We start from the raw sequence: 23,921 nt of genomic DNA, 5'->3' as shown, positions 1-23,921 counted from the left end.
CCACGGGTCCGCCCCGCGCAGCGATCGACTTAGCAAAGGCAACGACCGTTGGACCAATTCTTCGGACGACTGTCCTTGCTGCACGGCTGGTTTCCGCCGACCGTGCAGGGAGTGACGCTGCTGGTGCTGATCATCGCGATCCAGTGGCGCGCGCGGGGCTGGCTCAAGCGGGTGCTACCCGTCGCCCTGATTGCCGCCGCCGCGGTGACCGCACTCTCGTATTGGTACATCACGTCCCTCGGCGTGGCCGGGGACCCGGCGCCGACAGCGCTGTGGCTCTGGATCGCGCTGACCGGCCTGGCCGCCGCGGTTTTCCTGGTGGGATGGCGTGGCATCCGCTGGTGGCGTCGCGGGGTGGCGGTGCTGTCCATACCGCTGTGCGCGTTGTGTGCGGGAATGGCGTTGAACGGCTGGGTGGGCTACTTCCCGACGGCACTAGCCGCGTGGAATCAGTTGACCTCGGGGCCGCTGCCCGATCAGGTCGACCGGCTGCGGGTCACCGAGATGCAGGTCGCCGGGACCAAGCCCAGCAAGGGCGTCGTGGTACCGGTGGACATCGACGACAACGCCTCCCACTTTCGCCACCGCCGAGAATTGGTCTATCTGCCTCCCGCATGGTTCAACAGCAATCCGCCACCTCGGCTGCCGGCGGTCATGATGGTCAGCTCGGCCTTTAACACCCCGGCCGACTGGCTGGGCCCTGGTGGCGCGTTCACCACCATCGACAACTTCGCCGCCGCGCATCACGGCTTCTCCCCGGTGCTGGTGTTCGTCGATCCCACCGGTTCGTTCGACAACGACACCGAGTGCGTCAACGGCAGCCGGGGCAACGCCGCCGACCACCTGGCCAAGGATGTCGTGCCGTTCATGGTGTCGAACTTCGGCGTCAGCGCCGATCGAGCCAACTGGGGCGTAGCCGGCTGGTCGATGGGCGGTACCTGCGCGGTGGACCTGGCCGTGATGCATCCGGAGATATTCAGCGCGTTCGTGGACATCGCCGGTGACCGCAGCCCCAATGTCGGCCCCAAGGATCAGACGATCGCCAAGTTGTTCGGCGGCAACCGCACTGCGTGGGCCGCGTTCGATCCGCTCACGGTGATCGCGCGGCATGGTCGCTACACCGGGTTGTCGGGCTGGTTCGATGTCCCGGGATCGTCGGAGCCGCGCAACGTCGCCGAGGAAGCCCATCCCACCGGCAGCGCTCCCAGCACCGACCCCGTCGCCAACCCGGAGGGCCAGGACGCCGCCGCCAACGCGCTATGTGCCGCCGCCACCGCCAACGGCATCGACTGCGCCGTTGTCAGTCAGCCGGGCAAGCATGACTGGCCGTTTGCCGCCGGGGCGTTCGCCGCGGCACTCCCCTGGCTGGCCTCGGCGCTGGGAACGCCCGCAGCCGAGCCGGTGCAGCTGCCCCAGCGTGGCGGCGGGGAATCACACTGATCGCGAAATTCACAGCTGACCCTCCCGTAACGCATCCGACATATTAGCCCTGCTAGTGGTACGGTTCGCTGCTGATGGCTGGCGATTTTCTGCACGACGGACGACCCCTCCGCGGGTCGGCCCGGCGGGCGCCGCGGCGCAGCCATCGACGGGTCCAGTCCGGCTCCTTCGCTCCAGGCCTTCGTCTGCCCGCGATGAATCGCCGCCAGTTTCTGGGTTCGCTCGCTGCGTCGGTCGTCGCCGGGGTGGGTGCGGCCCGCCTGGTGGTCGACCCGCAGCCGCGAACCTTCGCTCAGGCGCCGCTGGCCTCCGCGGCGACTTCCGGCCCCACCGCCCCGACGGCCCTGTTACCGCCCCCTCCCTTGAGCGCCCGCATCCCGCTGCCCGGCGGCGGCGCGCTGATGAAGATCCCCGGTGAGGGTGACCTGCTCGCGCTGACCGTCGACGACGGCGTCAACAGCGAGGTGGTGCGCGCGTACACCCAGTTCGCCAAGGACACCGGTGTGCGGCTGACCTACTTCGTCAACGGCACCTACGATTCCTGGACCGAGAACAAGGAGATGCTGCGACCCCTGGTCGATAGCGGGCAGATTCAGCTCGGCAACCACACGTGGTCACACCCGGACCTGACGACACTGACCAAAGAGCAGGTCGCCCAGCAGCTCAGCCGCAACGACGAATTCCTCAAGAAGACTTATGGAATCGGTGCGAAGCCTTACTGGCGGCCGCCGTACGCGAAGCGCAACGCCGTCGTCGACGCCGTCGCCGCCGACCTGGGCTACACGGTGCCGACGTTATGGTCGGGGTCGCTGTCGGATTCGACGTTGATCACCGAGGAATACATCGTGCAGATGGCCGACCAATACTTCACCCCGCAGGCCATCGTCATCGGGCACCTCAACCACCTGCCCGTGACGCACGTCTACCCGCAGCTCGTCGACGTGATTCGCGAGCGCAACCTGCGCACCGTCACGCTCAACGACGTATTCCTCAAAACGCCCTAACGTCGGGCGAAGGCGGCGAGGCGCTCATCAAGCGCGGCATGAAAGTGCCCGATCGCGCTCTCGTGCCGGCCAAACTCCACGAATTCGTTTGCACCCGAGTGCAATCCGCGTTGCACGCCCTCCGACATCTCGTTGTCCTCCACCCCGCCGCGGGCGATGAAGCTACCGGCCCCCGCCGGGTTGCTCGGCGGATCGGCCGACGATCGGTCGGTTCCGTCGGCAAACTCGGGCCTGACCATCGAGTAGACGACGAGCGTGCTGTGGTCGATGTCCACCGGGTCGACCACGATCACGAGCACCAGATCCGGGAACGTCGCCACCATGACGTTGGGGAACAGCTGATACACATAGGTTACCCGCGCGTCCGTCGTCCAGCTGCTCTCCTGGCGTTCACGCAGCCGTTCAATGTTGCGGTACGGGAAGGTGATCCGGCTGTTCGGACCGAATGTCTCGACCACATTGAGGTCGTCGTATTGCACCGGGAAGAAGGTGTCCCTGTGCGTCGACCGGATGTGGTAGCCCTCCAGGAACTGTTCGACGAGAACCTTCCAATTCATCGCCTTGGCAGTGGACTCCACGTACACGAGCCGGCGCGCCGGGACCAATTTGTCCCGCCAAGCGGTCCCGTCCGCCAACGCCGCCAGCGCCTCGTCTACCAGAACTTGTGCGCCGGCATGAAAGTCCAGCGCGCCGATGACGATGAGACCGTCCACCTCGCGGCTGGGGACCTCGACCAAACCGCGGGTCGACGCGTCCAGGCCGGGGAACGCCTCGGCATTGGGCACGTGTGAGAGCGAACCGTCCAGGCGATAGGTCCAGCCGTGGTAGCGACACACCAAGGCGTGGGAGCAGCCGGCCTCCTCGACGAGAGCGAAACCGCGATGCCGGCATGCGTTGCGGAACACCCGCGCGCGTCGGTCGCGCCCCCGCACCGCGAACAGCGGCACGCCGAAGACGATTCGCTCGACGTGGTCACCCGGGTTGGGGATCGTCGCCGAGGGAACGAAGACACTCGGCATCGCACGAAGCAACCGGCGCTCCTCGGCGAATCGGCTTGGATCTAAGTAGTTTTCGACCGGCTCACGCCAGGGGTCGCCCTCGTCGGTGGTACCGGCGTCGATGTGGGCGAGGACGCGCCGGACGATCTCCACATCGTCGGCGAGCACCGACTTTGTCGGCGAACTCATGGGTGCAGTATCACACTACTGATGTCACGCGTCAATGAATTGGTGATACCGTTGTCAGCCGTGCCCGCCCTACCTCGATCCCGAGCGAGCGACCTGATCGATACCCGGCCGCTGAGCGCGCGTTCCGTGCTGGCGTCGGCGTTGCTGGGGTCCGACCGGGGGCGGCTCACGGTGGCGGAACTGGTCGCGGTGGCCTCGTTGTTCGGCATCAACCCCGGCGCGGCCCGCACGTGCCTGTGGCGGATGGTGTCCAACGGCGAACTGACCGCCGACGACGGTAGCTACACGCTCGCGGGGCGATTGTCGGAGCGGCGCGACCGCGTCGACGAGGCGTCACGGATCGACGACGCGGCCGCCCAGCGCTGGGACGGAACGTGGGAACTGGCGATCGTCGCGCTGGAGCGCAGATCGGCGAGCGATCGCATGGAGCTGAGAAAGGCGGCGACGGCCCTGCATCTGGTCGAGCTTCGGGAGGGCGTCTGGATCCGCCCGGATAACCTTGATCCGCAACGGTTTCCGGCACTCAGGGCAGTCCTGGACCAGCAGTGCACCCACTTTCACGGCGCTGCCACAGACATCACTGCCGACAGGGTGCGATTGCTCTTTTCCCTCGATGACTGGGCCGACGACGCCAGGGCACTCTTCGACGCCATGGATGCCGTGCTCAACACGGGCGAGCGTGACGATTCGACCGAAAGCTTCACCTACGAGTTCGCGCTTTCAATCGCCGTGGTCCGCCATCTCCAGCTCGACCCGCTGCTGCCCGTCGAACTCACCGGCGACCGTTGGCCGGGCCACACATTGCGCAGCGGCTACCGACGTTTCGATCGCACCTTCAAGCGGCGGATGAACAGCGCGTTCCGCAGGCCATAGTCGCGCTACAGGGAGTCGACAACCTCTTTCGCCTCGCGCAAGCCCGCGCCGGTCAACTCCCGGTACCGCTTGATCGCGGCGATCTTGTTCCCGGAACGGGCGAGGCCGACGACTTCCGCGGGCACACCGTTCTCGAACACACCCGGTGCGGTAGCGCCCGCGTCGCCGCCGAACGTCGGGCACGGGAGCTCGAGCCTTTCAGACAGCAGGCGCACCTGCTGTTCGAGCAGCGCGAGACGACGGTAGATGTGCGGATCTTCCATGCCATTACGATAATCCGATGCGACGCCGTGTCGGCGATTGCGATGGCCGTGCTCGGTGGCTCACCAGGCGCGGACCGGCCTTCTGGTTCCTTGGTTGCGTCCTATCAACATTGGCCTGCAACATGATTCGGGCCGGAGCGCTCGCTGACTTCGTCGCGCGCGGTGCCTACGGCACCCGGCATTCGGTCGCCGTCTGGGGCGTGATCACGATGTACGCTGCCCGCGACTGGAGGTAGTACTGCAGTCGCACCGCCCAGAGTCGTGCGTACCGCAGCTCTACCGCCGCGAACTCCGGTCGCAGATAGTAGCGCCACGCTATCCGAGCGATCACTGCCGGCGGTGGCGCGCCGCGGACCGCCCGGGCATATCCGCACACGAGGAGCCGGCTGGGGTCACCCCGGCCCTCTCCGCCGAACAGTAAGGCCACCTGTGACATGGCAACCACATTCCGCACCGTCCACGACGACGCCGAGGTCGTCGCATAGATGCGGCCGCCGTGCGTAACGAACCACAGCGGCACCGCGAACGGCGTGCCCTTCTGCGAACGGCTGGCGACAATCATCACTCGTGAAGCCTGGAGCGCCGCAGTAAGTTCCGGCGAGTCGAAGGGCTGGATGTCGTTCGTCTGGTCGACAGCCGAAGACGAAGTCCACCGTGTTGGCGTCACCGGCGACGTCGATACCTTACGAAGCGAACCGTAGTCCCAGGCCACGATTCGTTCGGGCATGACCCGATAGGTGCGATCGCTGATGGCCTTGGCCATCCCTCTGAGGGTTAACGAACGCAACCGGAACCACTGTGGACCGTCGTCGACAACCACAACGACATTGCGATCGGCAAGATTTGGGCTGCCCTCCGGCACTTGGACGATGCGCGGCGACCGCGCAGGGTCGGTCGGCTTGTCAAGACTCAATCTCACAGGCAGGACAAGGATCTCATCGTCTACGGTGACGGCCAACGCGGCCCGCGGGGGAGAATGCGCCAAGTCGGCCACCGCGCTGGCCTCAACGTCACGAGTGATCACGAGGCGCCCGTCCGGTAGAAATGCCCCCGAGCACACAGTACGCGCGTCACCCCGCCGGCCGGATGTTCTGGTTGATGTGGAAGACGTTGCCCGGATCGTATTGCGCCTTGATCTCGGTGAGCCGCTGATAATTCGGACCATAGGTCGCCCGGACCCGCTCTTGGCCCTCGTCCATCATGAAGTTCACGTAGGCACCGCCGGCCGAGTACGGATGGGTGGCGTCCCAGTAGTCGACGGCCCAGCGCTTCAACAGCTTTGCGTTCGCCGGGTCCGGGTCCACTCCCGCGATGACTTGCGAGAAGTTAACGTCCCGATACGCCCACGCCGTCTCGGATTGGCCGACCTGGTGCACCGCGCCGTCGATCGGGTACAGGTGCATCGTGGAGTGCATGGTCGGCAGTTCCTCGGTGAAGCGGGCATGGGCTTGCACCGCGGCGTCGGGAATCGTTCGGACGAAGTCGCCGCGCCAATACCATTGCAGTCCTTTGGGATACAGGCCATCGAAGGTCGACTGCAGCGCGGGATAGGGCACGGTACCCAGGCCGTCAAAGGCGGGTTCCATCTGCCGGACCGGCGCGAACGCCTCCTCGGCGCCCGCGGGATCGCCCGTGTAGCACCAGACCACGGCGCAAGCCTTCTGCAAGTGGAACGCCTCGGGGAACGGCGCCACCGGCGGGACAGTCATGGCCGCGAAGAATCCATAGAGATCCTCGTCCTGCGCGGGCATGAAGTCCCGGTACCACGAGAGGATGTCGGCGGTGGCCGACGAGGGCCACGCCGTGGGACCGCAGATCACCGTGTGAACCGGGTGCAGGCGGAACGTGAAAGAGGTGACCACGCCGAAGTTTCCACCGCCGCCGCGCAGCGCCCAGAACAGGTCGGGGTGCTCCGATTCCGACGCCGTCACCACTTTGCCGTCGGCCAGCACGACCTCGGCCTCCAGCAGATTGTCGATGGTGAGGCCGTGCTTGCGGGTGAGGTAGCCGTGGCCGCCGCCCAGGGTCAGGCCGCCGACACCGGTGGTGGAGATGATGCCGGTCGGCGTCGCCAGACCGTACGCGTGCGTCGCGCCGTCGACCTGCGCCCACGTCGCTCCACCCTGCACGCGGGCGGTGCGCCTTTCCGGGTCGACGTCGACGCGGTTCATCAGCGACAGGTCGATGACGAGGCCGCCGTCGACGGAACCGAAACCGGGGCCGTTGTGGCCGCCCCCGCGCACGGCGACCGCGAGGTTTGACCTGCGGGCGAATTCGAGCGCGCCCGCGATGTCGGCAGCCGATCCGCAGCGCACGATCACCGCCGGGCGCTTGTCGATCATGGCGTTGTGCAGGGCCCGCGCCTCGTCGTACCCGGGGTCCTCCGGCAGGATCACCTGCGAGCCGAGCCTGGCGCGTAATTCATCGGTTGCGGTTGTGAGGCTCATGGCCCACACCTCCTTGTTTGCTCGCGGGTGTTGATGCCGCGACGTTACGAGGCCCGTCAGCCGCACGTCATGACCACAACCGAGCATTTCCGAGGCATTCCACGATAGTCACATCTGACTATCGACCGACCCACATCGGCGCGGTTACCTTGTTTGCATGGCGCTGTGGGTGCAGCCCCCGCTCCCGGCCGAACTGATCGCTCGTCGCCGCGGCCCGCTTGTGGGTCGCGGCGCGGAACTCGCGGTTTTCGAGCAGGCCTGGGAGCGGGTCGAGCGGGGCAACCGCCAGGCGGTTTTCATCGGCGGTGAGCCCGGGGCCGGTAAGACGCGCCTGGCCGCGGAGGTGGCCGGGACCCTGTTCGACCACGGCGTCGCGGTGCTGGTGGGAAGCTCGACCGCCGACGAGGATGTGCCCTACGCCCCCTTCGCCGAAGCGCTCGACCGGCTCCTGATCGCCGGTTCGCCGGGTTCGATGACCGAACCGTTGGGCGACGTGGGGCCGCAGCTGCGGCGGCTGTCGGCGCAAGTGGGTCGGCACTTGCCCGACGACGGTCCGGCCCCCGATGTCGGGGCGGCGCGGCAAGCCCTCTTCGACGCGCTGACCGGCTTCCTGCGCCGTCTGGCGGTCGATCGCCCGATCGCGTTGATCCTCGACGACCTGCACTGGGCGCAGCTCCCCACCCTCGCGCTGCTCGAGCACGTGCTGATCGGCTGCGCCGACGTGCGCGTGCTGGTGGTGGTCACCTTCCGCACGACCGAGCCCGACCGGTCCGACGATCTCGCCACCCGGCTGGCCGAACTGCACCGGTTCGAAGGGGTCCGCCGTCTGGACCTGGCGGGCCTGGACACCGAGGCGATCGCCGAGTTCGTGGCACGAACCCAGCAACTGGCCCCGGCGTCGGCGCGCACGGCCGCCGCCCTGCTGCGCGAGAAAACCGGCGGCAATCCGTTCTTCCTGACCGAACTGGTCAACGACCTCGAAATCCGCGGTGGCCTGGCCACGTTGGGTACGCAGCAGACGGTCCCCGCATCGATCGGAGACGCCATCGCCCGCCGCCTCGCCGGCCTGGGTGCCGGCGTGCGTGCGGTCGTCGAGCAAGCGGCGGTGCTGGGCCAAACGTTCGACCTGCCGGCGCTGATCTCGACGTGCGAAACGGAGGTCGCCGCCACTCTGGCGGCGATCGATTCGGCCGAGGCCGTGGGGCTGGTCCGCGCGGTTCACGACTCCGACGGTGAATTCGCGTTCGTGCACGCGTTGACCCGTGAATCGGTGCTCGCCGGGATGGCGGCCTCGAGGATGCGGATCATGCACGCGCGCGCCGCCGAGGCCCTCGAGGGACGCGCCGACCCGGCGCTCGTGCCCCGCCTGGCCAACCACTTCCTGCTGGCGCATGTGCTCGGCTACCACGAGCAAGCGTTGCGGTACGCGCGTCGGGCCGCCCGGATGGCTGAACAGAGCCTGGCCTACGAGGACGCGGCGAAGTGGTTCGAGCGGGCGGCCTCGCTTCCCGAGCTCAGCCTCGCCGAGCGGGCCAGGCTGCACCTCGACGCGGCCGCCAACCATGTACGTGGCGCCTCGTTCGCGCGCGCGCGGGCCATCTACGAACGCATCGGCGCGATGGATGACCCATTGATGCGGCTGGAGGCGGCGGTCGGCTACGAGGAGGCGAATTGGCGCCCCGGGCAGTCGAATTCGAAGGCGGCCGACCTGCTGGCGTCGGCTCTCGAATCGTGCGGGCTGCAAGCCGATGACCCACGCTACGTGCGGGCGCTCGGCAGCTTCGGGCGAGCCCTGGCCTTCGCCGGCGAGGCGGCGCGGGCGCGCGAGGTCGGCGCCGACGCGATCGAGCGCGCACGGGCCGTCGACGACGCGGCGGTGCTGCTGCACACCTTGAAAACGAGCCTGTGGCAAGGCCTCACCCCGGAGATGAGCGAAATCCAGACGGAGCGTGCGGCCGAGGTATCGCACATGGCGCTGTCGCGTCGCGACTACGAGTCACTTGGCGCGGCCTCACACTTTCACGCAATGGTCAGCTACCTGGCCGGCCGGCCCGACGGCCTGGCCGCCGCGACCGCCGACATGCGGCGAGCGGCCCAAACCTGCGGACAACCCTCCTTCGGCTTTGTCGGCGCGTGCATCGAGCAAGCGCTGGCCTACCTGCGCGGCGACTTCATCGGCGCCGAACGATGGGCCGATATCGCCTTGCGTACAGGCGATTTGTTCGGTGCCGACGACACCGAGGGCTCGAACGGCGTCCAGATGTTCATGATCCGCCGAGAGACCGGCGACCTGAAAAGGTTCGGCGGGTTTGTCGACGGCACTGAGACGTTCGCCGGCCGCTGGGTGCCCGGCCTGCTCGCCCTGTACACCGAGCTGCAGTGCGAACGCGGCATGACGCGCGCGCTCAATCAGCTGCTCAACCGCAACCTCGGCGATCGCCTCGAGGATGCGCAATGGCCGATGGAGCTGGCGTTCATGGTGGAGGCGGCGTTAGAGCTTTCCAACCGCGAAGCGGTCCACGCGCTACGCCCGTTCGTCTCACGTTATGCCGGAAAGAATTTGGTGGCGGGCCAGTTCGTCGCGCTGTTCGGCAGCGCCGACCGATACCTGGCCCGGATCGCGGCGCTCTGCGGCGACGGCGCCGCGGCCGAGCGGCACTTCGCCGCCGCGATCGAGATGGACCGCCGGATGGGCTCGGTGGTCCATATCAGCGAGACGCTGGCCCGGCACGCGTTGTTCGCCGCGTCGTACGGTCGCATCGAGGATGCCCGGCGCCTGGCCGACGAGGCACGGGCCGTCGCCGGTGACGTCGGCCAGACGCGCGTCGTCGACCTGGCCGATTCGGTGCTGACCACCGGTCCCGTCGGTCCGGACGGCCTGACCGAACGGGAGGTCGAGGTCCTCCGATTGCTTGCTGAGGGGTTGAGCAATCGCGCAATCGGCGAACGCCTCTTCATCAGCACCAACACCGCCGCCAACCACGTGCGCAACATCTTGATCAAAACCGGTGCCGCCAACCGCACGCAGGCGGCGATGTATGCCGCCGATCACGAGCTCCTCGGGTAGCGCCGTCAGATCTCGGACAGCGCCCCGTCCGGCATCAGCCGCTCTTTCACTTCGACGACGGCGTCGGCGGGCAGGCCGGCGCGCGCGGCCGCGGATCTGATGGCCTCCGGGGACGGCGCCTCATACAGGCAGTAGGTCTTCCGCTTGTCCGCCGACAGGAACGAATACATCCATCGGACGCCCTCCTGGTCGTTGATCCGATTGATACCGTCGGCAACCTCGAGGCCGGGTTCGAGTTCCTCGGCAAAGTTACGCTCGACCATGAAGATGGGCACGGCGACTCCTGTTCACTGTCTTGGGCCAGCCTAAGCCGTCAGCGACGGTCAAGACATGAAAATTTCCGGCGGGCGTCATTCCCCCGCCGCCTCGGGCTGTTCGGCGAGCAGAATCTGTAAGGTCTCGCGCAGTTCGGCCAATCGCTGTCGCCCCAGGACCTGCTCCCAGCGATGCTCCAATTCGACTGCGTTCGAACGCATTACGCGCAGTGCTTGCCGGCCGCGCGGCGTCAGCTCGATCATTCGGGCTCGCGCGTCGAGCGGGTTGGGAACTCGGGTGACGTAGCCGTGTCGCTCGAGTCCGGTGATCGCCTGGGCCACCGCCTGCCGGCTCACTTGCAGTCGATCGGCCAGATCCGATGCATGCAGGCCGCCGGCTATCAGCGGTACGAGCGCAACCGCTTGCGCCGGGCGGATCCCGTCGAGTCCCGCCGCGGCAAACGCGGCCCGCAACCGTGGCGCCCCCGACGCGGCCACCAGGTTCACCAGCGCGGGCACGGTTGGCTGCCAATCGGGAGGCACAGGGCGTCGCATGGGGAAAGTGTGCCATTCGAAGCCAGATTGACAAGTGACTTGTCAATCTCCATCTCGGCTGCCACGATGGCGTCATGCGATCGCGTCGCGCTCGGGCCATCAGCGCTTGCCTCGTCGTCATCCTGGCTAACGTGCTCGGCGGTTGCCTGGGCGGCGGCCATGCGCTGGGAACGCCAGGCTCGCAATCCATCCCGGTCGGGCAGTCCACCCAGAACATCGAGTCGGGCGGCGTCAGCCGGACCTTTCACCTGTACCGACCCCAGGGTTTGACCGATGCGGCGCCCCTGGTGGTGATGCTGCACGGCGGTTTCGGCACCGGTGGGCAGGCCGAGAGGGCCTATCACTGGGACGCCGAGGCCGAACGCGGGCATTTCCTGGTGGCCTACCCCGACGGCCTCAACCGTGCCTGGAATGCGGGGACCTGCTGCGGTGAACCGCAGCGCGTCGACGCCGACGACGTCGGCTTCATCACGGCGATGGTCGGTGCCATCGAACAGCAGATGCCCATCGATCGGGCGCGCGTCTATGTCACCGGCATGTCGAACGGGGCCATGATGGCACTAAAGCTAGGCTGCCAGTCCGACCTGTTCGGCGCGATCGCTCCAGTGGCGGGCACACTGCTCACCGACTGCTCGCAAGCGCGACGCGCGTCGGTGCTGCAGATCCACGGCACGGCCGACGACAGAGTCCCCTACAACGGCGGGCCTGGAAAGGCGTTCTCGCTCAACGGGACCGCCCGCGTAGACGGGCCGTCGGCGCAGTCCGTCAACGCCACCTGGCGTGCCATTGACGCATGCGGGCCGCCGAACTCGAGCACCGCCGGGGACGTGACGACACAAATCGCCGGGTGCGCGGACGGGCGAACCGTCGAGTTGATCTCGGTGGCCGACGCCGGCCACCAATGGCCGGGGGGTGAGCCCAGCCCCCTTGCCGAGAAGCTCGCGGGCCTCCCCGCACCCTCGACGGCACTGGACGCCACCGACACCATCTGGCAGTTCTTCGCCCAGAACCATCGCTAGGACGCGCTGGATCTCTAAAAATTTAGAGATTGCCCTTCCGCTGGTGGGCCCCGATTGTTACCGTTCCGTAATGCGCCGGGTTGGGGGAGCCTTCGCCGTCCTGCTGGTTATCGCGTCAGCCCTGATCGGCGCCGGGGGACGAGCCCGCGCCGACGGCGGGGACGAGCCACAATACGCTGAGTTCTACACCCCGCCCGACCCATTGCCGCCCGGCCAGCCGGGCGACCTGATCCGTACCGAGCCGTCGCGGCTGGTGCTGGAACCGTCCGGCCAGCTGGGTGCGATCATGGCCACCGGTACCCGAATCATGTACCGCAGCACCGACACCCGGGGCAACCCGATCGCGGTCACCGGCACCTACTTCGAGCCTTACAACGCGTGGCCGGGCAGCGGGCCACGACCCTTGATCAGCTACGCACCCGGCACGCAAGGCCAGGGCAATCAATGCGCCCCGTCGCGAATGTTCAACCAGGGCATTCATTATTCGGGCGGCTGGGACATCATGTTCAACTACGAGGAACTGTTCGTCGCCACGATGGTCGCGCGTGGTTTCGCCATCGTGATGACCGACTACGAAGGCCTCGGCACCACCTCGATGCACACCTACGTGGGGCGCGTGGCCGAGGGGCAGGCCGTGCTCGATGCCGCCCGCGCGGCCATGAAGCTACCGGACACGTCGCTGGATCCCCATGGGCCGGTGGCATTTTGGGGCTATTCGCAGGGCGGGGGCGCGACCGCGTCGGCGGCCGAACTGGCATCGGCCTACGCCCCCGAGCTCCATATCGTGGGCACCTACGCCGGCGCGCCGCCGGCCAACCTCAAGGAGCTGTTGCCGTACGCGGACGGCAGCGTCCTGGTCGGCGTCGTCGGGTACGCGCTCAACAGCGTCATGGCCGCCTATCCGGAGTTCGCCGACGTCATCCGTTCCAAGATGACTCCCCGCGGGCTGGCGATGCTCGAATCGGTCTCACGCCAGTGCGTCGGACAGACCTTGCTGGACTTCATGTTTCGCCATATCCAGCCCTATTTCACCGAAGACATCAACCAACTGGTCAACGAGGAACCGTTCAACACCCTGTTCGAAGACCAGCGGCTCGGGCGCTACAAACCCAATGCGCCGGTGCTGATCAACAGCAACCGTTACGACCCGCTGGTGCCGTGGACCGCGGCCAATCAACTCGGTCGTGACTGGTGCGCCCAGGGGGCGGATGTGGAATTCCGCACCAATGAGGAGCCGCCCTTCCTCAACAAGCTGATCATCAACCACGGGCTGCCGATGCTCGTCGACGGCGAGCCGGCCATGCAATGGATCGCCGCCCGCTTCAACGGAGAACCCACCGCGCCCAACTGCGGCCAGTTTTAGACTGGACACATCGCTGCACGTAGAAAGCACAACGCGCCGGAGCGCCGCCGCCAGCTCGCCGACGCCGCGATCGAGCTGCTGGGTAGCAACGGAGTCCATGGCGTCAGCCACCCCAGAGTCGACGATCACGCGGGCGTGCCTGCCGGCACGGCGTCGTTCTACTTCAGGACCCGCAAGGCGTTGCTGCACGCCGTCGCGGCTCGGCTGGCCGAACTCGATGTAGCCGACTTCTCCCGGATGGCCGAACTCGCCGACGATCCGGTAGCGCAATTCACCGGCACCGCGGGGCTGGCCCGCATCGTCATGTACGTCAACAGCGAACCCTGGCTGACCCGCGCCAAGGCGCGCTACGAGCTCGCGCTGCTCGCCGGCCGGGACCCGGAACTGGCCACCACCCTCGACGAGTCCACGGAGCGGCTGTACACCCTGGCCCGCGACGTCGTCACCCAATGGCATCCCGCGGAGAGCGCGCCGGATCCGGCGGTGGTCGAAGACCAGGCGATCGCCACGCTGGCGTTCATCAACGGGATCATGATGACGTTCGTCGCGGGGCAGCCGGCCGTCGACAGCGCCGAGCACCTCGACCGGCTCATCCAGGGCATCATCGCGGGCGTCGCCACCGTTCGCGGTGACTAAAGATCCTCCGCTGTGAGTGTTCAAGCGCGCCCGTTAGTCGCCAACCTCTTGCGAGAGCCGAGCTGGTTGCCACATCGACGAAAAGCTTAGGGGTTCGAAGATGTGGCTTCGGCCCGCTGCTTGATGCCCAGCATCATCTTGCGGACCATCACAAAGTGCAGGGGTTCACCGACTGCGTAGTCGATGATCGCACCTAGCCCTCGAAGCAGCCCGAAGCGTCGCGGCGCCAGCAACCGCAACCATCCCGCATCCCGCTCGCGAATCAGCAAACGAGTGCGATTCTCGTCGATCGGCAACAACACGAACGCCCAGGTTCCAATGACCAATGCGTGGTTGGGTTCGAAAACTGTGACAACTCTGCCGATTTGCACCGGACCGAAGGACCCGGTGTTGATGCGGTCTCCAATCTTGAGCTTTTGCAGTTCGGGATGAATGCGGGCGGCGGAGCGGCACCCCTCGACATAATGCACGGTGCCGGCGAACAGGTAGCGCTCGATCCAGTCGTAGCTGTAGAAGCCCGCCCGCCGATCGCCCATCTGCACCAGCCAGGGCCATATCACGGCTGCCGGTGCGTCGATGCTGACTGCCTTGGTGTGATGGCTCATGACGCCCTGGACGATTTCGTCGCCGGGCAGAGTCATACGCCGCTCTGCCTCGGTGGCGCCCCACTCCAACTGGGCGGGTCGGATAACTGCGTCATATCCGAGGAGTCCGAGCACCGAAACCACGACCCGCCATCTCATGGCTACATTGTGCGTCGCGGTCGTTCTAAATGCGCGGACGAAAGTTCCGACTCACGCAACCGAGATCATTTCTACGGAGCCCAATTGTGCTGCAAGCCATCCCACTCCAGTTCCGTTTGCCGGCACGGACCTGAAGCACTCCGTCTAGCCGCATCAGTCGATCGATCGTCCTGTCAGCATCCCGTCGATCAGCCGGTGCAGCACCTGCCGGGTCTCCCGGCGGGTCCGTTTCGGATCCTCGGCGGTGGCGATGAGCATGGCCGCCTCATCGAGCGCACCGATCAGCACGTGCGCCAGCGGCCGCACCGGCTGCTTGGGCAATTGGCCGGCCCGGACGGCCTCGGTGATCAACTGTTCTGTCATGCCCAGGCTGTACCGCTGGGCGACATCGCGAAAACCCGCCCAGCCCAGCACGCTCGGGGCATCCAGCAACATCAGCTGACGCACCTCCGGATCCCCGGAAACCTCCAGCCACGCGTCGACCGCGGCACGGATCGCGTCCGCCGGTGTCCTCGCCCCCGACTCCGCCACCAGCGTGCCCATCCGAGCCATCACGTCCTGCTCCACGGCCTCGACTACCTCGCGGAAAAGCGCTGCCTTGTCGGCGAACTGGTGATACATCGCACCGCGCGTCACCCCCGCCACGGTCGCGATCTCCGGCGTCCCGACCTCCACGTAACCCCGCAGGCCCCACAGCTTGCGGGCAGCCGCGATCAGCGCGTCGCGGGTAGCCGCGGAGCGCTCTTCCTGAGTCCGTCTCTTGCTTTCCATACAACCTGTTGGTAACTTACGAACAGACAGCCTGTTTGTAAGTGTATCCCGAGCTAGGAGTTCTCTATGTCGACGATCGACATTAGTGCCGGAACCATCCATTACGAAGCAACCGGACCCGAAGACGGCAGGCCGGTCGTTTTCGTACACGGGTTCATGATGGGCGGCCAACTGTGGCGCCGGGTCAGCGAACGACTGGCCGACCGCGGGCTGCGGTGCATCGCCCCGACGTGGCCACTGGGCGCGCATCCGGAACCGTTGCGGCGGGGCGCCGATCGAACCATCACCGGCGTCGCGGGCATGGTCGCCGAGGTACTGGCCGCGCTCGACCTCGAGGACGTGGTGCTGGTCGGCAACGACACCGGCGGGGTCGTCACCCAACTCGTGGCCGTGCACCACCCCGAGCGGCTCGGCGCGCTGGTGCTGACGAGTTGCGATGCGTTCGAACACTTTCCACCGCCGATCCTTAAGCCGGTGATCCTGGCCGCCAAGTCGAAGACGACGTTCCGGGCCGTGGCCCAGGCCATGCGAGTGCCGGCGGCACGCAAGCGCGCGTTCGACGGGCTGGCACATCGCAACATCGACGACCTCACCGAGGCCTGGGTGCGCCCGGGGCTATCCGATCCTCGCATCGCCGAAGACCTGCGCCAGTTCACGCTGTCGCTGCGCACGGAGGTAACGACGGGCGTGGCGGCCCGGCTGTCCGAGTTCGACAAGCCCACCCTTATCGCGTGGTCGGCCGACGACATGTTCTTCGAACTCGGGGACGGCGAACGATTGGCCGCCACCATCCCCAACGCCCGCCTGGAGGTCATCGAGGAAGCGCGCACGTTCTCGATGATCGACCAGCCCGACCGGCTCGCCGACCTGTTGTCGACGATCGCGGTGCGCACGTAACCGCCCGTGCCGCCGGCGGTAGCGTCTTGCCCATGTCAGATACGACGACGCTACCGCTGCGAGGCCGACGGATCCTGGTCACAGGCGGAGCGACCGGAATCGGCGCGGCCGCCGTGGGAGCCCTCACCGAGGCGGGGGCCGAGGTCGCCGCCACCTACCACCAGACCCCGCCGCCGGACGGACTCGCGGCCACCTGGCTGCAGTGCGACGTGCGCGACGCCGACGCCGTCTCGGCGATGGTGCGGCAAGCCGCCGAACGCCTGGGTGGACTCGATGTGTTGGTAAACGCCGCAGGGCTGTGGCAGGCCGGGATTCCCGGCTACATCGGCGTCGACGAGATCTCGTTCCTGTTGGACACCAACGTGAAGGCGACCATCCTCACCAATCAGGCCGCATACGCCGTGATGAAGGACCAGAACCCCAAAGGCGGCAGGATCATCAACTTCGGCTCGTCGGAAGCCGTTATGGGCAGCCCGATCTCGGCCGTCTACGCCGCGACCAAGGGCGCGGTGCAGGCACGGACGCGATCGGCCGCCAAAGCCTGGGCGGCGGACAAGATCACCGTCAACGCTTTGGCGCCGGCAGTGCAGACGGCCGGCGCCGATCGGCTGCGTGAGTTCCTCGGCCCCGACGCGAGTGCGTTCATCGACCAGCAGATGCAGATGATGATTCCGTTGGGCGGGGAGCTGGGGGATCCGGCGCGCGACCTCGGCCCGATGCTGGTCTTTCTGGCCGGCCCCGGTTCCGGATTCATCACCGGGCAGCTGCTGGCGGTCGATGGCGGCCTGATGATGGTGGGCGGATAGCGGCGAGTGCCCCGGCCGCTACCATAAGACGGACCGTCTCGTCTCGCAGGGCTGGCATAGTGAAGGTGATTTCGACCGATGACTGACGACACCATCCAAGCGCTGCTGCGCAAGCGCTTGTCCGATCCGGGGGTCGCGGTCAAACACCGCGGGCTGCAGTGGAGTTGGAGCGAGTACCTGGCTGGTTCGGCGGCGCGGGCGGCGGCCCTGATATCCGCCGCCGATCCGGACCGGCCGATGCACGTGGGCGCTCTATTGGGAAATAACCCCGAGATGCTGAGCCAGATGGCGGCGGCCGGCCTGGGCGGTTACGTCCTCTGCGGCCTGAACACCACCCGGCGCGGCGAGGCGCTCGCGGCCGACGTCCGGCGCGCACATTGCCAGTTCCTCGTGACCGACGCCGAACACCGGCCGCTGCTGGATGGGCTGGACCTCGAGGGAACGCAGATCCTCGACACCTCGACGCCGCAGTGGACCGAGTTCATCAAGGGAGCCGGTGAACTGGTGCCGCACCGGCAGGTCACCGCGATGGACGCGTTCATGATGATCTTCACGTCGGGAACGAGCGGAAATCCCAAGGCGGTGCAGGTATCACACCTGATGGCGACGTTCGCCGGCATCAACCTGGTCCAGCGCTTCGAGCTATCCGAACAGGACACCTGCTACGTCTCGATGCCGCTGTTCCACTCCAACGCGGTCGTCGCGGGCTGGGCGCCGGCGGTGGTCTCCGGCGCCGCGATCGTGCCGGCGAAATTCTCGGCGAGCAGCTTCCTCGACGACGTCCGCCATTACGGTGCCACGTACATGAACTACGTGGGCAAGCCGCTCGCCTACATCCTCGCCACGCCGGAGCGCGACGACGACGCCGACAATCCCCTGCGTGTGGCGTTCGGTAACGAGGCCAACGACAAGGACATCGAGGAGTTCGCACGCCGTTTCGATGTGCAGGTCGAGGACGGCTTCGGCTCGACCGAGAACGCGGTCATCGTGATTCGCGAACCGGGCACGCCCAAGGGCTCGATCGGCAAAGGGATCGACGGGGTGGCGATCTACAACAGCGACACCGTGACCGAGTGCGCGGTCGCGCGGTTCGACGACGACGGCGCCCTGGTCAATGCCGACGAGGCGGTCGGCGAGTTGGTCAACACGGCGGGATCGGGTTTCTTCACCGGCTACTACAACGACCCCGAGGCCAACGCCGAGCGCATGCGCAACGGCATGTACTGGTCCGGCGACCTCGCCTACCGCGACTGCGACGGCTGGATCTACCTGGCCGGCCGCACCGCCGACTGGATGCGGGTGGACGGGGAGAACCTCGCCGCCGCACCGATCGAACGGATCTTGTTGCGGCACGGTTCAATCAATCGTGTCGCCGTGTATGCGGTTCCGGACGAACGCGTCGGCGACCAGGTCATGGCCGCGATCGTCCTCAATGAGGGACGGACCCTCGACCCCGACGCGTTCGAGGCGTTCCTCGACGCTCAGCCCGACCTGTCCCCCAAGGCCCGCCCGCGCTACGTCCGCGTCGCCACCGACCTGCCCAGCACCGCCACCCACAAAGTGCTCAAGCGCCAACTAATCGCCGAAGGAACCGACATCGGCCCGGGGGAAGTGCTGTGGGAGCGCGAACCGCGCGGGACGGCCTACGCGGTCGCGGCGCCTAGCTCGGGCTCCCGCTTACCCGACGGCGGATCTGGCCCTTCGACCGTGGCACCCGTTTAACCGGATCCCGCGTTGTGCCGCTGGCGATCTCGTCACGCAACTGCGCGATGTTGGAGAGCTCCGCATACAGGCCGCGGATCGCGTAGTCCAGGACGGCGAATGAGAAGCGCTGGTCCGGGTCGTCGCTGATGCCGAGTTCACGCGAACGCTGCCGCGACCACAACGCCTCGTCCAGCCGCGCCCGGGTCGCCTCGAGGTGCCGGTCCAACGTGTCGACGATGAGTTCCGGGTCCTCGCCGCGGGCCAGCCAGGTTTTGAGGATGACGGGGTGTTTGATGACGACCTGGTCCTGGCCCGGGAAGTGTTGCACCCACCGGCGCAGTGCATCGAGCCCGGCCTCGGTGGTCGCGTAGAGCGTAATCGCCCGCTTGCCGGATTGGGCGCCGATCTCGCTGACCATGCCGCGGGCCAGCAAGCGGTTCAGTTCGCGCCGTACGTGACTGACCGACGGGGACCAGTAGAAGTGGCCGACCGACAACTCGGCGCGCATCTTGATCTCGCCCGCGGTGAGCTGCTCGTCGTTGGCGGCGAGCACACCCAGCACCAGGTAGGCGGTGGCCGGCAGGCCGTTGCTGGTGCGCCGGGGGCTCACGGCTGGTCTACTTCTGGCCGGTGAAGTAGGGCAGCGTGATGTCGGGACCGACGGCATGGAACTGGACTCGCACGCGCATCCCGATCCTCAACTCCTCCGGCGCCACACCGACGACGTTGGTCAGCATCTGGTAACCCTCGTCCAGGGTGACGATTGCGGGCGCGTAGGGCGGTTCGAACTCGGCCGTCACGGGCCGGTGAACCACTGTCCAGCTGTAGATCTCGCCGAGTCCGCCGCTGTTTGCCCAATGCACGTGCGCCGAAAGGCATTGGCGGCAGTGCTCGGTCGGCGGGAAGTTCGCCAGGCCGCAGGCGTCGCAGCGTTGATACCGCAATTCGCCGGACTGGCAACCCTGCCAGAAGGGAACGCTGAGGTGGCTGCTGGCATGGGGTACCGGGCCGGTTTGTGGGCGCAGGGCATCGGAAGTCACCGTGGTTCGTCTCCCAGAATCAGCAGGGTGGTGAATAAGGCCCCCGCTCCCCCGTTGCTGCACAACGCGACATGTGCGTCGGGGACCTGAAGTTCGCCCGCGTGGCCGCGCAGCTGCTGGACGGCTCGGATGGCCCGTTGCATCATCTGCGGATTGGAACCCGCGTGGCTGAACGACATGGTTCCTCCGTCCGTGGTGATGGGATGGCTGCCGTCGACGGCGATGTGCCCGTCGGCGACGAATGGTCCGCCCTCGCCCTCGCCGCAGAACCCGAATGCCTCGAGCTGGCGGATGATTTCGAACGAGAACGGGTCGTAGAGTTCCAGCACGTCGACGTCGTCGGGCCGAAGCCCGGCGTGGTCGAACGCACGCTCGGCCGCGCGCCTGCCGACCACACCATTAACGTGCCCGCCGTGTCCGTCCCGGCGCCCGGCGAGGTCCCACGCCGGCGGGTGCTGGTAGGACGGGCCGTGAAAGTCGGCGCCGCTGCCCAGCACGTAGATGGGCCGGCTTGCGCCGTCAGTCTTTTCGACGTCGGCCACGACCAGTGCGCATCCGCCCTCAGACGTGGTGGCGCAGTCGAGGAGGTGAAACGGGTCGGCGATGGGCCGAGACGCCGTGATGTCGTCGGGCATGAAGGGCCCCCGTTGGTAGTAGACGGCCTCGGGGTTGCGCGATCCGTTGTTGCGGATGGTCGCGGCCACCATCGAAAGTTGTTCGCGCGTGGTGCCGTAGGTGTGCATGTGGCGGCGCGCGATGAGCGCGAACTCGGCGGTGGTGAACATGCCCCACGGCGCGACGAATTCGTTCTCGGGCCGCGTCCACGGCGCGGTCGCCTCGTGGTCGCGGTACTCGCCGGCCTGAGCGGCGACAAGCACGACCACGTCGGCCATCCCGTGCTCGATGGCGGTGACCGCCTCGGTGATCATGCCGACGCCGAACGCGAGCCCCTGCCAGGCTGGGCCGAGGCGCAGGTCGTAGATGAGCGCGGTGGACAGTGGCCCCGCGCTGACGCCGTCGACATCGTCGAGGCGCAGGCCCGCGTCGTCGAGTGCGCCGCGGATGGCTGTCAGCGCCAGGCTGCGTGAGGTCTCGCCGTCCAGGCGCCGGCCCTGCCGGGTGTTGTGCACCCCGACGATCGCCGCGGTGCGTTTCGTGGCTGCCACTCTGTGATCCTTCGCGTCGCTTTAGTTTTCGTCCGCCACGACACCGAGGTAGGTGCCGACGACGTCGTAGTGCCGACCGTCGCGGGTGATGGTTCCGATCTTCGTCGTTCGTGCGTCGGCGAGCGCAGTGCCTGCGTAGAGGATGTCGATCCGCACGTCCACGGGCCGCGCCGTCTGCGGGTCGGTGATCTCGACAACCATCGCCACCGCGCGCTCGTGCTCGTCCCACTCGACGCTGGTGATGCGGTGCCGGGCGGTCAACTCGATCACCACGGAATCCCGGCGGACCAAAAAGCGCACCGGCGCACACAATTCGCCGGCGCGGGGCGGCACGCAGAGGGTGACCGCCATGTCACAGGCCCGCCGGCCGGGTGCTGATGATCCCCGACTGCTGCAACGCGGACAGATCTTCTTGGCTGCGCCCCAGCAGGCCCGTCAGCACCTCGCCGGTGTGCTGGCCGTACAGCGGCGGTACCCGGCGAATCCAGCGCCGCGCTTTGCCGAGGAACGCGAATGGCATTCCGGTGCACAGGAAGGAACCGGCGACGGGGTGGTCGACGGTTTCCCAAAAGCCGCGCGCGTGCAGGTGCGGGTCGCTCAGCAGTGCAGGGGCCGGCGTGACCGGCGCCGCGGCCACCCCGCCCCCGCGCAGCGCTTCGACCGCTCCGGCCACCGATTGGCGTGCGGTCCAGTCCGAGATGAGCTTGTCGATTTCGTCCTGCTGCTCGAGCCAGTCGCCGGCGCGCAGGTCCGGTCGGCCCAGCAGGTGGGCCAGAGAAACGCGTGCGGCGTCGTCCGTCGCGGCCAGCGCGACCCAGTTGTCATCGCCCCGGCAGCGGTAGACCCCCTGGGGTCTGGCGCCGGGACCCCGATTGCCGTTGCGGCGCATCTCTATTCCGTTGCAGGAGTACTCGACCAACATCTCGGCGGCCACGTTCAGCGCCGCCTCCACCATGGTGGATTCGACGTGCATCCCGGTCCCGTCGCGGTCGCGGGTCACCAGCGCGGCCACGGCGGCGAAGGCCGCGTGCAGGCCCGCGATCGGGTCGCATACGCCGCGCGGGATCACCGGGGGGCCGTCGGCGTGTCCGGTCATCCACGCCATGCCGGTCGACTGCTCCATCGTCTGGGCGAAGCCCACACGGTCGCGCCAGGGGCCATCGAGGCCGAAAGCGGGCATCCGCACCATGATGGCGCGGGGGTTGGCCGCGCGCACGGCATCCCAGCCCAGACCGAAGTTCGTCATGACCCGTGGCGAGAAGTTCTCGATGACAAGATCGCTTGCGGCGATGAGCTCCAGCGCGACGGCCCGCCCGGTTTCGGTGCTGAGTTCGACGCTGACGCCGCGCTTGTTGTTGTTGCTGCACAGAAAGACCGGGCCCCACTCCCACCACTGGTCCCAGCTGGGTGGGCGGCCGGCGGAGAACCGCATGCCGTCGGGCCGACGGACCCCCTCGACTTTGATCACGTCGGCACCCAGCGTGCCCAGCAGTTGCGTGGCGACCGGCCCGGCCCAGAAGGCGGTGAAGTCGGTGATCCGGGTGTCGGCCAACGGGAGTGCGTCGGCGTCGACGGTGCGGGGCTGGACGGTCCGCGGTGGCCAGTGCACCCGGCCGTTGTCGGCGCCGAGTCGCGGGGGCCGCCCGGGCGGCCTGGTCGTCATCGCGTCGCTGCGATACGGCACCCTCGGCTGCAACACGCCCGCCTCGGATTCGACGAACACGCCGCGCTCCACGAAATGGTCGATCTTGGCCAGCATTTCGGGCGTCGCGATGGGGGCCACCGGGATTCGGAAGGCGACCGCGAGGTCGACGATCTCCTGCGTGGTGCGGGATTGGGTCCACTGCGTCACCATGCCGACGAACTCGTCGCGGCGGGCCACGCGTCCGTCGAACGAGGCCAGTTCGGCGTCGTCGAGCAGATCGGCGCGATCGATCAGCACCAGGAAGTCCTGGAACTGCTGAGCGGTGATAGTGCAGAAGCCGACCATGCCGTCGGCCGTGGGGACGATCGACGGCAGCTCCAGACTGCGCCGGCCCAGCAGAGAATCCGCGCCCAGCACGCTGGCCGACATGGCGGACAGCCCGCCCATCGCGATCACCATCGCCTCGTACGTCGACACGTCGATGATCTCCCCGCGGCCGCTTCGCGCGGCATGCCGGGCGGTCGCCGCGGCGACCGCTGCCGCAAAGGTGCCCGCCAACCACTCCCCCAGTTGACCGCCGGCCTGCACCGGTTCGTCCTCCGGCCACCCGCGGCCGGCGGTCGAGCCGCACAACGCCTGCAAGATGAACTCGTTGGCGATCACCCGATCGTCGACGTAAGGGCCGGTTATGCCGAACGGCGTGACGGCGACCACCACGGCCGCAGCGCCGGTGTGGGCGGTGATTTCGTCGAGCGTCCAGCCGTCGGTCAAGTCGGTGAGCACAATGTCGGCACCGGCCAGCAGCGCGTCGATCTCAGCCTGCACGCTGTTGGTCACCGACTTCTTGCCCGCGGCCAGATAGCCGAACAACGCCCCGGGCGGCCCGCCGGCCGACCAGCCCCGCGCCGTATCCCCCTGCACCGATTCGATTTTGACCACGTCGGCGCCCGCGTCGGCGAACATCTTGCCGCAGTAGGACACCGCGATTCCGTTGGACAACTCCAGCACGCGCCAATCCGCGAACGGCGCTCGAGCTGTCAC

General features: G+C 67.4%; 23 protein-coding genes. 10 read left to right on the top strand and 13 right to left on the bottom strand.

The window, feature by feature from the left end; translation table 11 throughout:
- The first annotated feature begins 48 nt into the window (after positions 1-48).
- Together AWC17_RS19050 and AWC17_RS19045 are read left to right on the top strand one after the other, a co-directional pair.
- Positions 49-1,440 carry an alpha/beta hydrolase gene (locus AWC17_RS19050; protein ID WP_046184571.1) on the top strand — a complete coding sequence of 464 codons (1,392 nt, stop codon included), beginning with the start codon at positions 49-51 and terminating at the stop codon, positions 1,438-1,440.
- A gap of 194 nt (positions 1,441-1,634) precedes the next feature.
- Positions 1,635-2,444, top strand: a complete 810-nt coding sequence (locus AWC17_RS19045; protein WP_085164949.1) for a polysaccharide deacetylase family protein — start codon at positions 1,635-1,637, stop codon at positions 2,442-2,444.
- Here the strand turns inward: AWC17_RS19045 and AWC17_RS19040 are convergent.
- Positions 2,441-3,631 (bottom strand): aromatic ring-hydroxylating oxygenase subunit alpha, encoded by a 1,191-nt coding sequence (locus AWC17_RS19040; RefSeq protein WP_085164947.1) that lies wholly within the window; start codon positions 3,629-3,631, stop codon positions 2,441-2,443. The genes AWC17_RS19045 and AWC17_RS19040 overlap by 4 nt on opposite strands.
- 60 nt (positions 3,632-3,691) lie before the next feature.
- Here AWC17_RS19040 and AWC17_RS19035 point away from each other — a divergent pair, with 60 nt between their 5' ends.
- Positions 3,692-4,504, top strand: coding sequence for a PaaX family transcriptional regulator C-terminal domain-containing protein (locus AWC17_RS19035; protein ID WP_231588669.1), 813 nt, complete (start codon positions 3,692-3,694; stop codon positions 4,502-4,504).
- A gap of 5 nt (positions 4,505-4,509) precedes the next feature.
- On the opposite strand, the gene AWC17_RS19030 is transcribed toward AWC17_RS19035, so the two are convergent.
- The 3 genes from AWC17_RS19030 to AWC17_RS19020 all read right to left on the bottom strand — a co-directional run bounded on the left by AWC17_RS19030 (position 4,510) and on the right by AWC17_RS19020 (position 7,214).
- Positions 4,510-4,767: a ribosomal protein L7/L12 gene (locus AWC17_RS19030; protein ID WP_046186362.1), complete on the bottom strand. Its 258-nt coding sequence runs from the start codon at positions 4,765-4,767 to the stop codon at positions 4,510-4,512.
- Between the two features lie 166 nt (positions 4,768-4,933).
- Positions 4,934-5,791 (bottom strand): pyridoxamine 5'-phosphate oxidase family protein, encoded by an 858-nt coding sequence (locus AWC17_RS19025; protein WP_167385599.1) that lies wholly within the window; start codon positions 5,789-5,791, stop codon positions 4,934-4,936.
- Between the two features lie 46 nt (positions 5,792-5,837).
- A complete protein-coding gene (locus AWC17_RS19020) occupies positions 5,838-7,214 on the bottom strand; it encodes an FAD-binding oxidoreductase (protein ID WP_046186361.1) in 1,377 nt (458 codons plus the stop codon).
- Between the two features lie 157 nt (positions 7,215-7,371).
- Here AWC17_RS19020 and AWC17_RS33885 point away from each other — a divergent pair, with 157 nt between their 5' ends.
- Positions 7,372-10,281: a helix-turn-helix transcriptional regulator gene (locus AWC17_RS33885; RefSeq protein ID WP_085164945.1), complete on the top strand. Its 2,910-nt coding sequence runs from the start codon at positions 7,372-7,374 to the stop codon at positions 10,279-10,281.
- 5 nt (positions 10,282-10,286) lie between these two features.
- On the opposite strand, the gene AWC17_RS19010 is transcribed toward AWC17_RS33885, so the two are convergent.
- On the bottom strand, positions 10,287-10,556 hold the full coding sequence (locus AWC17_RS19010; protein ID WP_046186881.1) for a DUF4242 domain-containing protein: 270 nt from the start codon (positions 10,554-10,556) through the stop codon (positions 10,287-10,289).
- Positions 10,557-10,631: 75 nt separating this feature from the next.
- Positions 10,632-11,090: a MarR family winged helix-turn-helix transcriptional regulator gene (locus AWC17_RS19005; RefSeq protein WP_047322638.1), complete on the bottom strand. Its 459-nt coding sequence runs from the start codon at positions 11,088-11,090 to the stop codon at positions 10,632-10,634.
- Positions 11,091-11,164: 74 nt separating this feature from the next.
- Between AWC17_RS19005 and AWC17_RS19000 the strand changes: the two genes are divergently transcribed.
- The 3 genes from AWC17_RS19000 to AWC17_RS18990 all read left to right on the top strand — a co-directional run bounded on the left by AWC17_RS19000 (position 11,165) and on the right by AWC17_RS18990 (position 14,108).
- The gene (locus tag AWC17_RS19000) at positions 11,165-12,109 is read left to right on the top strand and encodes an extracellular catalytic domain type 1 short-chain-length polyhydroxyalkanoate depolymerase (RefSeq protein ID WP_046185128.1); all 945 of its coding nucleotides are present in this window, start codon (positions 11,165-11,167) and stop codon (positions 12,107-12,109) included.
- Positions 12,110-12,179: 70 nt separating this feature from the next.
- Positions 12,180-13,472 carry a lipase family protein gene (locus tag AWC17_RS18995; RefSeq protein WP_197083454.1) on the top strand — a complete coding sequence of 431 codons (1,293 nt, stop codon included), beginning with the start codon at positions 12,180-12,182 and terminating at the stop codon, positions 13,470-13,472.
- 69 nt (positions 13,473-13,541) lie between these two features.
- A complete protein-coding gene (locus AWC17_RS18990) occupies positions 13,542-14,108 on the top strand; it encodes a TetR/AcrR family transcriptional regulator (protein ID WP_308292920.1) in 567 nt (188 codons plus the stop codon).
- An 86-nt stretch (positions 14,109-14,194) separates the two neighbouring features.
- Here AWC17_RS18990 and AWC17_RS18985 read toward each other — a convergent pair whose 3' ends face one another.
- Positions 14,195-14,749, bottom strand: coding sequence for a hypothetical protein (locus tag AWC17_RS18985; protein WP_052742799.1), 555 nt, complete (start codon positions 14,747-14,749; stop codon positions 14,195-14,197).
- A gap of 255 nt (positions 14,750-15,004) precedes the next feature.
- Positions 15,005-15,622 (bottom strand): TetR/AcrR family transcriptional regulator, encoded by a 618-nt coding sequence (locus tag AWC17_RS18980; protein ID WP_046185125.1) that lies wholly within the window; start codon positions 15,620-15,622, stop codon positions 15,005-15,007.
- 66 nt (positions 15,623-15,688) lie between these two features.
- Between AWC17_RS18980 and AWC17_RS18975 the strand changes: the two genes are divergently transcribed.
- The 3 genes from AWC17_RS18975 (at position 15,689) to fadD1 (ending at position 19,047) form a co-directional block, all read left to right on the top strand.
- Positions 15,689-16,519, top strand: coding sequence for an alpha/beta fold hydrolase (locus AWC17_RS18975; protein WP_046185124.1), 831 nt, complete (start codon positions 15,689-15,691; stop codon positions 16,517-16,519).
- Positions 16,520-16,551: 32 nt separating this feature from the next.
- Positions 16,552-17,325 carry an SDR family NAD(P)-dependent oxidoreductase gene (locus tag AWC17_RS18970; protein ID WP_046185123.1) on the top strand — a complete coding sequence of 258 codons (774 nt, stop codon included), beginning with the start codon at positions 16,552-16,554 and terminating at the stop codon, positions 17,323-17,325.
- Positions 17,326-17,403: 78 nt separating this feature from the next.
- The gene (gene fadD1, locus AWC17_RS18965; RefSeq protein WP_046185122.1) at positions 17,404-19,047 is read left to right on the top strand and encodes a fatty-acid--CoA ligase FadD1; all 1,644 of its coding nucleotides are present in this window, start codon (positions 17,404-17,406) and stop codon (positions 19,045-19,047) included.
- Here fadD1 and AWC17_RS18960 read toward each other — a convergent pair.
- The 5 genes from AWC17_RS18960 to AWC17_RS18940 are packed head-to-tail and all read right to left on the bottom strand — an operon-like array spanning position 18,986 to position 23,921.
- On the bottom strand, positions 18,986-19,639 hold the full coding sequence (locus AWC17_RS18960; RefSeq protein ID WP_046185121.1) for a PadR family transcriptional regulator: 654 nt from the start codon (positions 19,637-19,639) through the stop codon (positions 18,986-18,988). The two genes, fadD1 and AWC17_RS18960, sit on opposite strands and share 62 nt — an antisense overlap.
- Positions 19,640-19,646: 7 nt before the next feature.
- The gene (locus AWC17_RS18955; RefSeq protein ID WP_046185120.1) at positions 19,647-20,069 is read right to left on the bottom strand and encodes a Zn-ribbon domain-containing OB-fold protein; all 423 of its coding nucleotides are present in this window, start codon (positions 20,067-20,069) and stop codon (positions 19,647-19,649) included.
- Positions 20,066-21,235 carry a thiolase family protein gene (locus AWC17_RS18950; RefSeq protein ID WP_046185119.1) on the bottom strand — a complete coding sequence of 390 codons (1,170 nt, stop codon included), beginning with the start codon at positions 21,233-21,235 and terminating at the stop codon, positions 20,066-20,068. The genes AWC17_RS18955 and AWC17_RS18950 overlap by 4 nt, the downstream gene beginning before the upstream one ends.
- Positions 21,236-21,256: 21 nt before the next feature.
- Positions 21,257-21,586, bottom strand: coding sequence for a hypothetical protein (locus AWC17_RS18945; RefSeq protein WP_046185118.1), 330 nt, complete (start codon positions 21,584-21,586; stop codon positions 21,257-21,259).
- A 1-nt stretch (position 21,587) separates the two neighbouring features.
- The gene (locus AWC17_RS18940; protein ID WP_085164944.1) at positions 21,588-23,921 is read right to left on the bottom strand and encodes a CaiB/BaiF CoA-transferase family protein; all 2,334 of its coding nucleotides are present in this window, start codon (positions 23,919-23,921) and stop codon (positions 21,588-21,590) included.

Origin of the sequence: Mycobacterium nebraskense (assembly GCF_002102255.1) — a bacterium.
GTDB classification, from domain to species: Bacteria; Actinomycetota; Actinomycetes; order Mycobacteriales; family Mycobacteriaceae; genus Mycobacterium; species Mycobacterium nebraskense.
The sequence above is the reverse complement of the archived record's forward strand: the minus strand, read 5'-3'. Positions and strand labels throughout refer to the sequence as shown.

What these genes read in the sequence shown, in the direction of transcription:
- AWC17_RS19000 (WP_046185128.1), top strand. Translation starts at nt 11,165, where the DNA reads ATGCGATCGCGTCGCGCTCGGGCCATCAGCGCTTGCCTCGTCGTCATC.
- AWC17_RS18985 (WP_052742799.1), bottom strand. Translation starts at nt 14,749, where the DNA reads ATGACTCTGCCCGGCGACGAAATCGTCCAGGGCGTCATGAGCCATCAC.
- AWC17_RS19005 (WP_047322638.1), bottom strand. Translation starts at nt 11,090, where the DNA reads ATGCGACGCCCTGTGCCTCCCGATTGGCAGCCAACCGTGCCCGCGCTG.
- fadD1 (WP_046185122.1), top strand. Translation starts at nt 17,404, where the DNA reads ATGACTGACGACACCATCCAAGCGCTGCTGCGCAAGCGCTTGTCCGAT.
- AWC17_RS18980 (WP_046185125.1), bottom strand. Translation starts at nt 15,622, where the DNA reads ATGGAAAGCAAGAGACGGACTCAGGAAGAGCGCTCCGCGGCTACCCGC.
- AWC17_RS18945 (WP_046185118.1), bottom strand. Translation starts at nt 21,586, where the DNA reads ATGGCGGTCACCCTCTGCGTGCCGCCCCGCGCCGGCGAATTGTGTGCG.
- AWC17_RS18970 (WP_046185123.1), top strand. Translation starts at nt 16,552, where the DNA reads ATGTCAGATACGACGACGCTACCGCTGCGAGGCCGACGGATCCTGGTC.
- AWC17_RS19020 (WP_046186361.1), bottom strand. Translation starts at nt 7,214, where the DNA reads ATGAGCCTCACAACCGCAACCGATGAATTACGCGCCAGGCTCGGCTCG.
- AWC17_RS19040 (WP_085164947.1), bottom strand. Translation starts at nt 3,631, where the DNA reads ATGAGTTCGCCGACAAAGTCGGTGCTCGCCGACGATGTGGAGATCGTC.
- AWC17_RS33885 (WP_085164945.1), top strand. Translation starts at nt 7,372, where the DNA reads ATGGCGCTGTGGGTGCAGCCCCCGCTCCCGGCCGAACTGATCGCTCGT.
- AWC17_RS18975 (WP_046185124.1), top strand. Translation starts at nt 15,689, where the DNA reads ATGTCGACGATCGACATTAGTGCCGGAACCATCCATTACGAAGCAACC.
- AWC17_RS19045 (WP_085164949.1), top strand. Translation starts at nt 1,635, where the DNA reads ATGAATCGCCGCCAGTTTCTGGGTTCGCTCGCTGCGTCGGTCGTCGCC.
- AWC17_RS19030 (WP_046186362.1), bottom strand. Translation starts at nt 4,767, where the DNA reads ATGGAAGATCCGCACATCTACCGTCGTCTCGCGCTGCTCGAACAGCAG.
- AWC17_RS18995 (WP_197083454.1), top strand. Translation starts at nt 12,180, where the DNA reads ATGCGCCGGGTTGGGGGAGCCTTCGCCGTCCTGCTGGTTATCGCGTCA.